The sequence below is a fragment of the uncultured Thalassospira sp. genome (assembly GCF_963976115.1).
Classification (GTDB): Bacteria; Pseudomonadota; Alphaproteobacteria; order Rhodospirillales; family Thalassospiraceae; genus Thalassospira.
In genome coordinates this window covers 35,819-51,208 of record NZ_CAXBJJ010000015.1, presented here as the reverse complement: position 1 = coordinate 51,208, position 15,390 = coordinate 35,819, and the positions used below count along the sequence as shown (strand labels likewise).

Genomic DNA, 15,390 nt, shown 5'->3' with positions numbered 1-15,390 from the left:
ATGTTGCGGGTCATTCCGTTATCATGCCAGTTGGCCTTGCCCGTGTTATCCGGGCAAGGCCTTTTTTGTTGATTGGTTTCAGGCAATTTTCAGGTGGCTTTGCAGGCTTACCATTCTGACATTTACCCAAAAGCTGTTTGGCATCGCGGGTTGGCTTTTAAAGCCGCGTTTTAAAACGCGTTTCTGCCGCCAATCAGCATGTGCTGGACTTCGATATTGCGCATTTTCATATAGGCGCTTTGCGCATCCATTTTGACCGGGTCCTCGCCCAGGATCACAAGGTCGGCCAGCTTGCCAATTTCGAGAGATCCCACCAGATGGTCGGCATGGCACTGCCAGGCTGCATTATAGGTTGCTGCGACCAATGCCTGGGCCGATGTGATGCGTTCTTGCGCATTCAGAACAGCCGCATTGGCCGAGCCTTCCATTTTGCGGGTCACGGCCTGTTCCATCATGCGAAGCGGGCCCAGCGGTGACACCGCGCAATCGCTGTGCAGGGTAAAACAGATATCGCGTTCAATGCTGCTATTGCAGCGATCAAGCTGTTCTTCGGCCTTTTCACGGAAAATATAGTTGCTGAATGTCCAGCCCCAATAGCCGACATGCCCGATCAGATAGCTGGGGTGAATGTCGGAATTTTTGATGCGTTCCAGCCGTTCGTCGGTCAGAAGCGAACAATGTTCAATCCGGTTGCGCAGGTCCGTTGCCGAAATGTCGGCATTTGCGATTGCCGATGCCTCATAGGCCTGCAAGGCATACTCGATGGCGCGTTCGCCGTTGGCATGGATCATCATCGGCCAGTTCTTTTGCCAGGCCGTTGACACAAGCTCTATGAAGTCTGCGGGGGCCTTTTCGGGTGTGCCCTTATCGGAGACAGAGGGGCTAACAGCGAAGTTATACAGGCCATAATGGTTTTCAGGCGGGCAGCAATAGGGATCAATCTGATAACCGGTCAGGCCCTGATTTGATCCGTCCGACACGATTTTCAAGCTGCCGAAATAGAAATTCAACGATCCGGTTTCATAGGGGTTGCAGATGGTCGGGTGGACTGGTTTGGCAAAGCTGTCTTTGGGGAGTTCGTCGAGCTTGCTGATCAAATGGGCCATGCCGATACGTGGGCTGGGCCATTTCGGATGCAGGAGTTTCTGGCCCTGCAACGTGTTTTTGATCATGGCGGCAAAGCTTGTTTGCATTCCGGCATCGTAAACCAGCGTGACGCCGCGCTTTTGGGCGACCTTTAACATCCTGATCAGATTGCCCGGCATATCTGCGATCAGGCTTTCCATCTGTCGTTTGTTAATCGAGATTAAAGCCGGAACGATTTCGTCCATTTCCTGAAGCACGCCGGAGGCTTTTTCGAGGAATTTTTCTTCGCTTTTGAACTGTTTTTTTAATTTCTCGTGAAGGGCAGGATTCTTCCACATCGCCTTTAGCACGGGTGTATTGACATAGGCGGTATGCTCTGACGCCGAGATAAGCATGATCGGGGTTTGATCACTAATCGGGTCCAGAAAGGTTTTGTCGATGCAGTTTAGCAGGTTTTTGCCATCGGCGTGATCGGGGAAATCGGTCATAAGCGACGTATCCACCCCATCACCAAGCAGCCACCAATCCGATTTGCTAGCATCTGTCTTTTGTTTGGCAAGGTCGGAGCTGACGGCCTCGCACAGCTTTGCCAGGCAGTAATCAGGCCGCAAACATTGTGCTTCCATCTCCGATGACGGATCGTCCGATGCTGATGCATCGCCAAGGGCTTTGTCGCCAAAGGGGGAATAATTGTTCCAGGCCATCATGACGGGCGATGTGGTGATATGAACGTGGGGCTCTATCAGGCCCGGAATAACACATTGCCCGTCACTGAGCGCAATGGTCTGTAAATCAGGAACCGACGGATTGTTTTTTGAAATTGCTTCTGCGGCGGTTTTGGCATCGCCCAGCGTTCCGACAAACAAAATCTGGTCGCCAAAAACAACCAGGGCCTCGGCCGTTGCTGTGCCATCCCCATCTGCCACGGTGCGGATCGTTCCTTTGCCACCATTGTTATGGATCAGGATAAACGGGGTTTCGGGCCGGGCCAGAACCGTGGCGGCAGGGGTGGCTTCTGCGTCCGGTGCCGGGGGCGAATTTTGAACGGCAATTCTTAGCAGGGCTTCCGCCGTCGGGTTATGACAACCGCAACTCAAGCCGTGATCGCAATGATGCGCCATGTCGATGCTTCCCAAATGAAGTGTGAGCACGATCGCCGCACCCCTCAAGAGATGCGGCTGTTTTCCAGGAATGAGACGTTAAACCAGCGCGTTTGTGACGGTGCCTGGGATTTGAAATGTGCTATGTGCTATGTGTGTGAATTGTTGGGGCTGGGGGCCGCAGCGTTTTTGCCAGGGCTGTTTTTTTCGCGTCGGCATCGATTTGAACAATATTTAACATCGTGCCAGTTTTCGGCCCATTTTTTGCGCCAGCTAAACGGACGATGGCAGACCGGGCAGGTTTTTGTCGGTAAATCGTGCTTTTTCATGGATACAGGCATTTTAAAAAGCGGGCGCTGTCATCGGCGATGGCCTGTTTTTTATCCTCCCCCATGCGGTCATAGGTTTTATACATCATGCCAAGACGATGGTTGTTTGCCAGTTTGGCACGATTGCGCGCCAGAAAATCCCAGTACAGGTAATTGAACGGGCACGCCTGCGGCCCGTTTTTCTTGCTGACCTTGAACGAACAGTTTTCGCAATAGTCCGACATTTTGTTGATATAACCGCCGCCTGCCGCATACGGTTTGCTGGCAAGATACCCGCCATCGGCAAACAGAACCATGCCGGTGACATTGGGCATTTCCACCCATTCGTAAGCATCGGCATAAACGATTAAAAACCATTCATTGACGGCGATGGGAGAAATGCCAGCCAGCAAGGCAAAATTGCCCAGCACCATTAAGCGTTGAATATGATGGGCATAGGCGTTTGCGCGGGTTTCTTGCACGCATTGGCGCAGGCAGTTCATTCTGGTTTGCGCGGTCCAGTAAAATTCAGGCAGGGCGGCTGTCGCATTAAAATAGTTTTCATCGCCATAGCCCGGCATTTTAAGCCAGTAAATCCCCCGGACAAATTCCCGCCACCCCAGAATCTGGCGAATGAAACCTTCGGCAGCATTTAACGGCACATCGCCCCGGTAATAGGCATTTTCCGCCGCCTTGATGCATTCAAGCGGTAAAAGCAAACCGCAATTGAGATAAAAAGCCAGATGGGCATGAAACATCCAGGGCTGGTTTTGCACCATCGCATCCTGATAATCGCCAAACTGTGCCAGCCGCTGGTCAATAAACTGGTCAAGCGCGTTTAGTGCCTGTTGTCGGGTAACGGCAAAATGAAACGGTTGCAGATCGCCAAAATGGCTGCCAAACCGAGCCTCAACCAGATCAAGCACGTCGTTTGTAATGTCATCGGGCCGGGACTGGTATGGGGTCGGAATACCCATGCCGTCTTTGGGCGGTTTGCGGTTTTGCGCGTCAAAGTTCCATTGCCCGCCCACCGGTTTGCCGTTTTCCAGCAAAATGCCGTATTTCTTGCGCATGTCGCGATAGAAAAACTCCATCCGCAATTGTGTGCGGTCTTTGGCCCAGTTGCGAAATTCATCAAGACTGCACAGGAACCGGTCATCCTCGTGAATTTCAACTGGCAGGCCAAAGGCTTCCTGCCAGTTTTTCACATCCTGCAACACGCGATATTCGCCGGGATGGGTGACAATGATTTGTTCTGGCGCATGGCGGGCGATGGCGCGGTTTACTTCACCGCGAAAGGAGCCGCTATTTTCGGCGTCATCCAGTTGGATGTAATCAATATTGTACCCCGCCTTGCGCAAATCACGGGCAAAATGGCGCATGGCGGAAAACAGAAAGGCGATTTTCTTTTTGTGATGGGCAACATAGGTGGCTTCATCCCACACTTCGCACATCAAAATAGTGTCGCGGGTTTTATCGCAGCCGGTAAGGCAGGAAATGGTTTGCGACAGCTGATCGCCCAGAATAACCCGCAAACGCCCCATAACCACCTGCTGCTTGTCGCTTAAAACACTGCCTGTCTATACGGTGCAGAACGGTGGGTTGGTTCAGATGGTAATGCCCTGCAATTTGCGAAACAGGGTGACGGCATAGCGGTCGGTCATGCCGGAAATATAATCCATCACCCGCATCAGGCGGTCATAAAGCGTATCACTGGCCGATAGTTTGCCCGATAGCAGCTTGTCGATCCGGTCGGCCTGGGGTGGCAGGCGTTTTTTGTGGATTTTATGTTCTTCAATGTCGATGGCTGCCCGGACAAAACTGTTCAGCAGGCCGCTAATCACCTCGAACCCGGCCATTTCAATCGGCAGAACATGCGGGGCGTTGTAGATTTTATCAACCGCAAGGGTTTTACAATATTTGGCATCCGTGCCCAACGGGGTATTTGCCAGCAAGTCGCCACTTAGGGTGCCGCACAGCAACGCCTCTTCGTTGGCGATAAAGGCATCTACTGCCGCCTTGACCAGATTGCCAATGGCCTTGCCGCGCAAAAAGCCGATACGGTCATTTTGCGATTTTTCGGCATACCATTTTTCGGCTTTCAAATCGGCCCAGCGCTGGTCGGCATTGCCGTCATATTTGTCGGGGTTGCGCGCAATCGGGGCCAGGGCGCGTTCAACTTCCTCAAACGTCACACAGCCCAGTTCCCAGCCATCTTCCAGATCAACCACCGAATAACAAATATCGTCCGCCGCCTCGACCAAATAAACCAGCGGATGACGCCGCCAGGCCCCATCAAGCCCGTCATGGGGAATTAACCCGCAATTTTGCGCAATCGCGGTGGCAATCGCGCGTTCTGACTGATAATAGCCGGGTTTTTTCAGGCCGGTATATGGTGTGCGCTGCGCGTCGTTCAGGCTGGTGGAACGGGGATATTTAATGAAGCTGCCCAATGTGCCATAGGTCAGGTTTAACCCGCCTTCAAAGCGTTTCATCTCCAGCTGGCTGATAATGCGCAGGCCTTGGGCGTTGCCTTCAAAATTGCATAAATCGGTGAATTCTTTTTCGCTCAGGCGGTCGCGGCGGTTCAGTTCCTGTTGGGCGAAGGCCGATGTTTTGAACCATTCATTAATGGCATCCTCGCCCGAATGGCCAAAGGGCGGGTTGCCAATATCATGGGCCAGGCAGGCGGCCTGCACCATATAACCAATATCGGCAATGGTGATGGCGCAATCATCGCCAAGCTGTTTGACGATATGCGCCCCGGCCATTAACCCCAGCGACTGACCGACCGACCCCACCTCGATGGTGTGGGTCAGGCGGGTATGCACATGGTCGTTATCGGACAGTGGATGAACCTGGGTTTTGTTTTGCAGGCGGCGAAACGAGGATGAAAAAATCACCCGGTCAACATCAATTTGAAACGGGCTTCTGCCATCGGTTGCTGGCCGGGCCGGGCCGTCGGACAGGGTGACGTTGCCGTTTGCCACATCAAGGCGATGGGCTGAAAGCAAGGTTTCCCAGCGCATTTTTGCGTTTTCTGCCATCGTCATAAAGCTGCCATTCCCTGTTTGTCAAAATCCCGCAGGCGACTTTAACGACGCTGCCTTCGCGGTGCAATTATTCCGCCATTTTTATCGATATAAGGAGTGATAAACGTGCGATCAGCCAAAAAACCAGCTTTGCGGATTGTTGATCGGCTTGCCTTCAAGCGCACGTAAAAGGCCAATCACGTTGCGGCCAATAAACCATGCGGCGGTATAAAGCCCCATCAGGCCAATGATGGCCCAGCCGATCAGCGGGATCCACCAGACGAAAAACGTCACAATCCCGGTCATCAGCGCATAGAGAATGCTGATCCAGAAGGTGCGAATGACAAAGGTGTAGTGGCTGTTGGTCCAGTGACCATCCTCTTCGCGCGTGACATAGGCCACAATCAGGGCGATCAGCCCGGTGGCATAGATGGTAAACAGGGTGGCAATCATCAACCCGTAACAGACAATGGCGGTAGTGCCACTGCGTTCTTCGGCATATCCCGGCTGTGCGGTGCGATCTGCCGGGTCCTCGGAAAAGCGGGCATCAGTCATAATGGTGTCGTCCTGTTTTATGGGGCTGTGCCGCGACGGGCAGTTTCACTGTTATCATATAGGATAAACCGTGCAAAACGCCATTCCCGGTTACACTTCACGAATAGGTGGCTGGCTGGGCAAACTCTGTCCTAGACTCTGGCGAATTGATCCTTACATTTGGCCTCATGTATCGGAAATTATCCAGACTGAGGATTCACGTTTATGTCGAACTATGATTTTGATCTGTTTGTGATCGGTGCCGGGTCCGGCGGTGTGCGCGCAGCGCGTGTCGCATCGGGCTATGGCGCAAAGGTGGCGATTGCCGAAGAAAGCCGGGTGGGCGGCACCTGTGTTATTCGCGGCTGTGTGCCCAAAAAACTGCTGGTTTACGGGGCCCATTTCGCCGAAGATTTTGAAGATGCCGCAGCCTATGGCTGGACCCTGCCGGGGGAGCCGACCTTTAGCTGGAAAACCCTGATTGCCAACAAGGATGCCGAGATTGACCGGTTAAACGGCATTTATCACAAACTTCTGGCCGGATCGGATGTGAAACTGTTCGAGCACCGCGCGACCTTTAAAGATGCCCATACCATTATTGTCGGCGACGAGGAAGTGAGTGCCGAACGCATTTTGATCGCGGTGGGCGGCCATCCGACCCTGCCCGATATTCCCGGCATTGAACATGCGATTTCGTCAAACGAAGCCTTCCACCTGCAAGACCTGCCCAAACGCATTGTCATTGTTGGCGGCGGCTATATTGCGGTGGAATTTGCCGGTATTTTTGCAGGTCTTGGTGCCGAAGTAACCCAGCTTTATCGCGGCGCGCAAATCCTGCGCGGTTTTGATGGCGATATTCGCGACCATTTGGCGGCTGAAATCATCAAAAAAGGCATCGACCTCAGGGTTGAAACCAATGTGACCGCGATTGAAAAACAAGGTGATGGCAGCCTGAAACTGACATTAACCGGCGGTGGCGACATGGAAGTCGATGCCATTATGTTTGCCACCGGCCGGGCACCCAATACCAAGGGGCTGGGTCTGGAACAGGTTGGTATTGAAACCAACGATAACGGCGCGGTCAAAATCAACAAGGGCCTGCAAACCAGTGTTGAAAATGTTTATGCCGTGGGCGACGTGACGGACCATGTGCAGCTTACCCCGGTTGCGATCAAGGAAGGCATGGCCTTTGCCGATACGGTTTATGGTGGCAAACCGTGGCATATGTCCTATCAGGCCATTCCAACAGCAGTCTTTTCGCAGCCACCGGTTGGCACCGTAGGCCTTAGCGAGGAAGAAGCCCGTGCCAAGGGCGGCGAAATTGAAATTTATAAATCGACCTTCAAACCGATGCGCCATACGCTTTCGGGCCGTGATGAAAAAACGCTGATGAAGCTGATTGTCGATAAAACAACCGATGTGGTGCTGGGCGCGCATATGGTCGGCCCGGATGCGGCAGAGATTATTCAGGGCATTGGCATTGCCGTGCGTTTGGGGGCGACCAAAGCCCAGTTTGACCAGACGGTTGCCGTGCATCCCTCGGCGGCTGAGGAATTTGTGACGATGCGGTTCCCGGTTGGGGGGTAAAACACATATCGGCTAACAGCGCCGGTAGGTGGTGAAACGGCAGATATAAACAAGGCGGCATTCCAAGTGGTGCCGCCTTTTAATTTTTGCAGCGACAGGGACGGGCTTAAAGCCCTAATTCCTTGCGCAGAACGTCGTCAACGCGCGTTTGCCAGCCCTTGCCGGTCGCCCGCAAGGCTTCAAGAACTTCGGGCGACAATCGGATCGATACCTTGGTTTTCGTGGTTTCGGCAAAGGGGCGTCCGCGCTTTTTGCGCATGAGGCTGTCCACCGGCAGCGCATCCGGGTCGTCCCTGGCGGCTTTGGTAATTGTGGCATCTTCTGCGTCTGTCATGTCCGTAAGGTTCTTTTGGGCCATGCGGCGCGCAGCTTCAAATTTGGTCGACATAGGCTTCAATCTCCCGCCGGTTGGCTTTGCGCAACGATATGACGCGGATGGTGGTGGTGGCGCGCAGGGTATAAACCATGACATGTAGCCGATCTTTTATAAAACCTACCGCGATCATACGTTCTTCGCCGTATTCCCGCCGGTCATCTTTGAACACAAGAGCCGTGTCAAAATCGAAATTCGAAACGGCAGTGAAGGGGACGCCGTGACGTTCGTCATTGCTGGCGGCCTTTGCGTTATCCCATTCGAAACTGACCATTTCAGTCCTTGTTTCTATATTTAATGTATACCCATTAATTAAAGTTGGCAATAATTATTGCCATGACATTAATTGTTGTTCGGATGCACCAAGATATACAGCTTAAAACGCCAACGGTGCATTATCCACAACCTCTTTCATCACGAAAAACGTCCGCGTTTGCCGCACGCCGGGGAGCGCAATCAACTGGTCGCCGTGCAGGTGGTTGAAGTCCGCCATGTCGCGCACGCGGATTTTGAGGAAATAGTCGAAATCGCCCGCGACCAGATGGCAATCGAGGATGAAGGGCAGTTTGCGGCAGGCGGTTTCAAATTCGGCGAAACTTTCGCGGGTTGAACGGTCCAGCACCACGCCGACCATGACAAGGGCGCTGCGTTCGACCTTTTTCGGGTCGATCATGGCGCGCACCGTGCTGACATAGCCTTCGTCAAACAGGCGCTGGATGCGGCGGTGGCAGGTGGCGGGGCTGACATTGACCCGTTTGGCAATATCGGCATTGCCCATGCGGCCATCGCTTTGCAACAGGCGTAAAATCTTTTGATCGGTGCGGTCCAGTGGCTGGGTCATGAAATTATCTTCCATATGATCGTCATTTTCTGGAAATTTAGGCACACTACTGGCTATTTTGGAAGTTTTGCGCGCAAAAATAACTTAAAATTCGAGAGCACCTTTCATTTAAGGCAGGGTAGCATTTCCCGATGAATAATCGCAAAACAGGGAGTGCGAAAAGTGAAAAAAATGAATTTGGGCAAATTTGAAAAATACAGTCTGACCTTTGGGCCAACCCCGATTGAAGCCTTGCCGCGTTTATCGGCGCATCTGGGCGGGGATGTTGAACTTTATGCCAAGCGCGAAGATTGTAATTCCGGTCTGGCCTTTGGTGGCAACAAGGTTCGCAAGATGGAATATATCATTCCTGATGCGATTAAATCGGGTGCGGATACATTGGTGACGATTGGCGGCGTGCAATCCAACCACACCCGCCAGGTGGCCGCGATTGCCGCCAAAATTGGCATGAAATGCCGGTTGGTACAGGAAAGCTGGGTGCCGTTTAACGATGCCGTTTATGACCGGGTTGGCAATATTTTGATGAGCCGGGTGATGGGGGCCGAGATCGAACTGGTCGATGAAGGCTTTGACATTGGCATTCGTGAAAGCTGGGAAGCCGCCCTTGAGGATGTGAAAGCCAAGGGGGGCAAGCCTTATCCCATTCCCGCCGGGGCATCGGTGCATAAATATGGCGGCCTGGGCTTTGTTGGCTTTGCCGAGGAAGTCCGCGCGCAGGAAGCGGAGCTGGGTTTCAAGTTCGACTATATCGTTGTTTGTACCGTTACCGGGTCCACCCATGCCGGAATGGTGGTGGGTTTTGCCGCCGATGGCCGGGCCGATAAAGTGGTGGGGATTGATGCATCCGCCACACCCGAACAAACCCGGGCGCAGGTTTTGGCGATTGCCGAAAAAACCGCCGATCTGGTGGAACTGGAAGGCGGCATTTCGGATGCGGATATTACCCTGATCAATGATTATGCCTATCCGGCCTATGGGGTGCCGTCTGATGAAACCAATGACGCCATTCGCCTGGCGGGCCGCATGGAAGGCATGATGACCGACCCGGTTTACGAAGGTAAATCGATGCAGGGCATGATTGATCTGGTGAAAAAGGGCTATTTCCCCAAAGGATCGAAGGTTCTTTATGCCCATTTGGGCGGGGTTCCGGCGATTAATGCCTATAGCTATCTGTATCGCAACGGCTGATCGCGCTGATACAGGCAATTTTGATGCAGCAAGGGAAGCATGTGCTTTCCTTGCTGTTTTTTATGGGCAAAAATCCCCGAAATGCAGGTTTCATCCGCCATTCGCGATCGGGGACAATTTTTGCGTGTTGCCTTACCGTCAAAAAACCGTTTTTCTGCACTTGTTTTAGGTTTCTGTCGCCAGCGGGGTGATGGCCGATCCACGTGAAATTGAGGTTTTGATGCACGGCGAAAAATGGCTTTTGGGCCTTTTCCTTGTTCTGTTTGCGCTGTTGTTGCCTGCTATGGTCCCGGTGGCGTCGGCGGCCTCTGTTGTAAATGCGGCTTCTGCGACCCGTGTTGATCAAACCTACCCGGCCAGTTTTCCGTGTGAAATGGCATCAACAAAGCTGGAAAAATCCATTTGTCATAGCCAGGTACTTGCCGCCCTGGATGTGGAAATGGCGAAAACGTATAAACTGGTTTTGAGCGAAGTTAGCGAAGGCAGGCAAAGCATTTTAACAGCCGACCAGCGCGCCTGGCTTCGCAATGAACGCAATGGCTGTGCCTTGAAGCCGGATGAAAAACCCGAAGCGCTGAGCGATGAGACAAAAACCTGTCTGAGCAATATTTATCAGACCCGGATTGCGAATTTGCGGGCCGAACTAAGCGGCGATCTGGCGGTTAAGGATGTGACAAGCAATGCCGACAAGGCGGTCAGCGAGGCCTGCATCGCCTTTGATCATGCCTTAAGCGATAGTCAGCCGCTTGATTTGCGGTCTTATATCGACCTGAGCCCCCGGCGCGATTATTCGGCCCGGATCATGGATGGCAAGCTGTGCCTGTTTGGGCTGCCCCATTCGCAAACCACAAAGGTCACCCTGCGCGCCGGGTTAAAGGGCGTTTATGACTATGCGCTTGCCCGCGATCTGAGCGAAAATATTGTGATGGGCGCGCGCAAACCCGAGATTGTCCTGGGTACCAACAGCTATGTTTTGCCCAAAAGCGACACACCGGTTATTCCGATTACCACGGTTAATCAGGACAGCGTCAATTTAACGTTTTACCGGGTTGTTGAACGCAATCTGGTATCCGCGCTGACTTCGAACCTGCTGGGTCGCGAGATTGATAATTGGGACATGCGCCGCATTCGCGATGAGGTGGGCGAACAGGTGTGGTCGGGCACGCTGGACATTCGCAATGTTGCCGATAGCGATGTTGTCACCCAAATTCCACTGGGCGACATGGTGGCGGATTTTAAACCCGGCCTGTATGCGCTGGTGGCAACCGCCCCGAATGATGATGACACCTGGAGCAACAAGCCGACCCAGTGGCTGGTGGTGACCGATCTGGGCCTGTCGGCCTATGACGGGGAAAAGGGCCTGTCGCTTCAGGTGCGATCCTTGCGCACGGCAAAACCGGTGGCCGGGGCCAAGGTAAAACTGATTGCGCGTAACAATGCGGTTTTGGGCGAAGCCATTGCCAATGACGATGGCTGGGCCGATTTTTCAGGCCCGTTGTTAAATGGCAAGGGCGGGCGGGAAGCCCTGTATCTGAGCGCGGAAACCAGCGCGGGTGATTTTTCGTTCATTTCGCTCAAAGAATCGGCGCTGGAGCTGTCAGACCGGGGTGTTTCCGGCCATGTGGCCCCTAAACCGTTACAAACCTGGTTGTATTCGGATCGTGGCATTTATCGGCCCGGTGAAAAGGTGCATCTGGGCTATTTGCTGCGCGATGATACATCGGCCGCGCAAACCGGTTTGCCCTTAACCATTGTGCTGTATCGGCCTGATGGCAAGGAAGCGTTTAAAACCGTGCAAAGCCCGGATGATCTGGGCGGGGGCCGGGTCGATATTGCCATATCGCCCGCCGCTGCCACCGGAAAATGGCGCGTTGCCGCCTATAGCGACCCCAAGGCCGACCCGATTGGCGATTTGTCGATCCAGGTGGAAGAATTTGTACCCGAACGGCTGGAGGTGAAGGCCACCACAACGGCCCCCTATATGGTGTTTGGCGCGGCCATGCCGCTTGATGTGCAAACCGATTATCTGTTTGGCGCACCGGGTAGCGGCCTGCGCGCTGGTGGCAATGCGTTTTTACAGGTCGATCATCACCCGTTTGACACCCTGCCAGGTTATTATTTTGGCCTTCAGGATGATGTTGCCCAGATCCGCAAAAACTTTGACGCGGTTAAAAGCAATGCCAGCGGCTATGCCGACATTAAAGTACCGGCCTTTGACCCGCTGGATCTGTCTTCGCCCCTGAAGGTGCGCCTGAATGTGGAAGTGGCCGATATTGATGGCCGCCCGTCGCGCACAGGTTTAAGCCTGCCATTGCACAGCAGCGACAGCCTGATCGGGATGCGTCCCGGGTTTGACGGCGATGGATTATCCTATGGGCAGGCTGCAAGGTTTGACGCCATTGCCGTTGATGCCATGGGGCGCGCGATTGCCGGGCGCGAATTGGTGGTGGACTGGGTGCGCGAGGAACGCGATTACAACTGGTATTATCAGTCCGGCCAGTGGCAATCGACTTATGACAAATATGACATGCCGGTGGGCCATGATGTTGTGACCACCGATGCCGATGGCAAAATTGCCTTTGATCGCGCGTTTGACCGCTGGGGATATTATCGGGCGGTGGTGCGCGACCCGTTAACCGGCAGTGCAGCAGACCAGACCTTTCGGGTGGGCTGGTGGGCCAATGGCCAGTCGCCCGACCGGCCCGATCAGCTGTCGCTAAGTGTTAAAGCCACCGACATTAAACCGGGCGGCGAGATTGAAGGCTTTGTCAAAGCGCCGTTTGACGGGCGGCTGTTGGTGACAGTGGCGCAGAAAAACGTGATGTGGCGCAAAGAATATGACATGTCGGGCGATGGCGTTGAATTTCATATTCCGGTTGATCCGTCATGGGGCAACGGGGCCTATGTTTTGGCAACCGCCTATCGCCCCGGTCTTGATAAAGACCAGCACGGCCCTGTGCGGTCTGTCGGGGCGCAATGGGTATCGTTTGGCAAGGAAAGCCGCACGATGCAGGTTGATTTTAACCTGCCCGCCGAGGTGCGACCCGATCGCCGGATCACGGTGCCGATCAAGGCCAGCGGTGCTGTGATTGGCACGGAAAAAGTGCGGGTTAATGTGTTTGCCGTCGATGAAGGCATTTTACGCTTAACCGGCTTTAAGGCCCCAAAACCCGAACAGGATTTGCTGGGCCAGCAATTGTTGCAGCTATCCTATCATGATTTGTATGGGCATTTGATTGCACCGCAAAAGGGCGATGTCGGTATATTGCGATCCGGTGGGGATGAAGCCGGACAGGGCAATCAGGCGTCGTTAAATTCCCGCGTGTTTAAAACCGTGGCCCTTGCCAGCGCAACGGTGGAACTTGATGATACCGGCGCGGGTGTTGCCCGTTTTGATATTCCCGATTTTAACGGCAAGCTGCGCATTTTTGCCGTTGCCTATAGCAAAACCGCGACGGGCAGTGGTGTGGCAAACATGCTGGTGCGTGCGCCGGTGGTGGCCGAATTGCTGCCGCCCCGCTTTATGGCCCCCGGCGACACGGCGTCGTTTGCCCTGCGTTTGCGTAATTTAAGCGGCACACCCGGTATTTATACGGCAAAACTGGGTGCCAGCCGTGAATTAACGGTTAGTGAACCTATATGGCAGGGAAACATCGCCCGCGACCAGCAGGTGGAAAACCGGTTTGACGTCACCGCCGCCCATGTTGGGCAAAGCAAGCTGACCCTGACGATTGACGGGCCGGAAGGCTATCATCAAACGCGGGCGTGGGATTTGGAAGTGCGCCCGGCCCAGCCATGGGAAACCAATAGCGGGCAGCGCCAGCTTGCCAAAGGCGAAAGCCTTGATCTCGATGGGTCATATTTGACGATGTTCCGCCCCGAAACGGCATCGTTGAACCTGACCCTGTCGCGGTTGCCGGAAATGGATGTGCAAAAACTGATTACGGAACTGGATCGCTATCCCTATGGCTGCCTGGAACAGGTCACCAGCCGGGCGTTTCCGCTGTTATCGTTTCGCGATGCACAGGATCGCTGGCAGGGTGTTACGTTTGATGCGGGCCATCTTGATGAAAAAATTCGCGATGGCATTGAGCGGGTTTTTGCCAAACAACGCACCGATGGCAGCTTTGGCCTGTGGGATCGCAACAGCGATGCCGAACCATGGTTAACCGCCTATGCCACCGATTTTTTGACAGCGGCGCGCGCCAAGGGGTATGACGTGCTGGGTAACCGTGTGGCCAGTGCGCTGGACTGGATGCAAAATGTGGTGCGTACCGAACAATATTCGCCCGAGGCACGGGCCTATATGGTGCTGGTTCTGGCGCGTAATGATCGCTATTCAAAATCGGCACTGGATTACGAAGCCACCCGTATCGAAAACAGGAAAACCGGGTCGCTTGCCCAGGCACAACTGGCGGCGGCACAGGTTTTAACGGGCGGCGCAGTGGCCGGATTTAGCGTTGACACCCTGACCGATAATTTGGGCAATGATCGCCTTTATTACCGCAGTTTCGGCTCGCCATTGCGCGATCTGGCGGCGGTTTTAACCCTGCCCGAACAGATTTTCAGCACGGATCAGGACCGTTTATCGTTGCTAACATCGGTGACGGAAATGGCCGAAAATGAAACCTATACCAGCACCCAGGAAAAGGCGTGGTTGTTGCAGGCAGCAACGTCTATCGCCGTTGGGGCGGGAAAATCCATTAGCCTTGCGGTGAATGACCAGCCCATTGAGGCGGTGCAAAGCTATCGGGCCGGGTTAACGCCCGATGTGCTGCGTGACCATTATGATATTAAAAATACCGGTGACAGCACGGTGTTTGTTAAATGGTCGGCCACGGGTATTCCGGCCCAGCCGCTTGTCGCGGCGGCACATGGTTTGTCGATCACGCGGCAGTATTTTGATGGGAACGGCACACCCGTGACCCTTGATAAGGTTCAGACCGGGGATCGGTATATTGTTGTTCTTACGGGCAAATCAGCCAACCATTTATCGCACCGGGCGCTGGTGGTCGATTTTCTTCCCGCCGGGTTCGAGATCGAGGCCAATGCCCGCTTCCCGGAACTGGAAAAGAAACTGAAAATTGCCGCCAATGATCTGTCGCCGACCGATTTCAGGGCCGAACGCGATGACCGGTTTGTGGCGGCGGTTAATTTGGGGCAAGATGAATATGGCACCGATAACGGGGCCAGCTTCCGGCTGTTTTACGTCGTGCGCGCGGTGACGCCGGGCGCATATGTCCATCCGGCCCCGTTTGTTGAAGATATGTATAAACCGGGTTATTTCGCCCGGGGGGCCGTATCGCAGCTTGTTGTATCGCCAGCACAATAGGGGCCGACA

General features: G+C 54.0%; 11 protein-coding genes. 3 read left to right on the top strand and 8 right to left on the bottom strand.

Translation table 11 applies throughout. The features are described from left to right. Positions 1-170: 170 nt before the first annotated feature. The 5 genes from AAC086_RS18630 to AAC086_RS18610 all read right to left on the bottom strand — a co-directional run bounded on the left by AAC086_RS18630 (position 171) and on the right by AAC086_RS18610 (position 6,081). Positions 171-2,237 carry an amidohydrolase family protein gene (locus AAC086_RS18630; RefSeq protein ID WP_339780956.1) on the bottom strand — a complete coding sequence of 689 codons (2,067 nt, stop codon included), beginning with the start codon at positions 2,235-2,237 and terminating at the stop codon, positions 171-173. A 98-nt stretch (positions 2,238-2,335) separates the two neighbouring features. Continuing rightward, positions 2,336-2,515 (bottom strand): DUF2256 domain-containing protein, encoded by a 180-nt coding sequence (locus AAC086_RS18625; RefSeq protein WP_339780955.1) that lies wholly within the window; start codon positions 2,513-2,515, stop codon positions 2,336-2,338. Beyond that, positions 2,512-4,038, bottom strand: a complete 1,527-nt coding sequence (locus AAC086_RS18620) for a cryptochrome/photolyase family protein (RefSeq protein WP_339780953.1) — start codon at positions 4,036-4,038, stop codon at positions 2,512-2,514. The genes AAC086_RS18625 and AAC086_RS18620 overlap by 4 nt, the downstream gene beginning before the upstream one ends. Positions 4,039-4,101: 63 nt before the next feature. After that, positions 4,102-5,547 carry a deoxyguanosinetriphosphate triphosphohydrolase gene (locus AAC086_RS18615; RefSeq protein WP_339780951.1) on the bottom strand — a complete coding sequence of 482 codons (1,446 nt, stop codon included), beginning with the start codon at positions 5,545-5,547 and terminating at the stop codon, positions 4,102-4,104. A gap of 111 nt (positions 5,548-5,658) precedes the next feature. Next, positions 5,659-6,081: a hypothetical protein gene (locus AAC086_RS18610; protein ID WP_339780949.1), complete on the bottom strand. Its 423-nt coding sequence runs from the start codon at positions 6,079-6,081 to the stop codon at positions 5,659-5,661. Positions 6,082-6,285: 204 nt separating this feature from the next. Between AAC086_RS18610 and gor the strand changes: the two genes are divergently transcribed. After that, positions 6,286-7,647, top strand: coding sequence for a glutathione-disulfide reductase (gene gor, locus AAC086_RS18605; RefSeq protein ID WP_339780948.1), 1,362 nt, complete (start codon positions 6,286-6,288; stop codon positions 7,645-7,647). Between the two features lie 106 nt (positions 7,648-7,753). Here gor and AAC086_RS18600 read toward each other — a convergent pair whose 3' ends face one another. The 3 genes from AAC086_RS18600 to AAC086_RS18590 all read right to left on the bottom strand — a co-directional run bounded on the left by AAC086_RS18600 (position 7,754) and on the right by AAC086_RS18590 (position 8,861). Further along, entirely contained in the window at positions 7,754-8,035 is a 282-nt protein-coding gene (locus AAC086_RS18600) for a BrnA antitoxin family protein (RefSeq protein ID WP_339780947.1), read from the bottom strand. Beyond that, positions 8,019-8,294, bottom strand: a complete 276-nt coding sequence (locus tag AAC086_RS18595) for a BrnT family toxin (RefSeq protein ID WP_339780945.1) — start codon at positions 8,292-8,294, stop codon at positions 8,019-8,021. Before AAC086_RS18595 ends, AAC086_RS18600 begins: the two co-directional genes overlap by 17 nt. A 102-nt stretch (positions 8,295-8,396) precedes the next feature. Beyond that, positions 8,397-8,861 (bottom strand): Lrp/AsnC family transcriptional regulator, encoded by a 465-nt coding sequence (locus AAC086_RS18590; RefSeq protein WP_339780943.1) that lies wholly within the window; start codon positions 8,859-8,861, stop codon positions 8,397-8,399. A 171-nt stretch (positions 8,862-9,032) separates the two neighbouring features. Here AAC086_RS18590 and AAC086_RS18585 point away from each other — a divergent pair, with 171 nt between their 5' ends. Together AAC086_RS18585 and AAC086_RS18580 are read left to right on the top strand one after the other, a co-directional pair. Then, positions 9,033-10,049 carry a 1-aminocyclopropane-1-carboxylate deaminase gene (locus tag AAC086_RS18585; protein WP_339781070.1) on the top strand — a complete coding sequence of 339 codons (1,017 nt, stop codon included), beginning with the start codon at positions 9,033-9,035 and terminating at the stop codon, positions 10,047-10,049. Between the two features lie 190 nt (positions 10,050-10,239). Next, positions 10,240-15,381, top strand: coding sequence for an MG2 domain-containing protein (locus tag AAC086_RS18580; RefSeq protein WP_339780942.1), 5,142 nt, complete (start codon positions 10,240-10,242; stop codon positions 15,379-15,381). Positions 15,382-15,390: the final 9 nt, after the last annotated feature.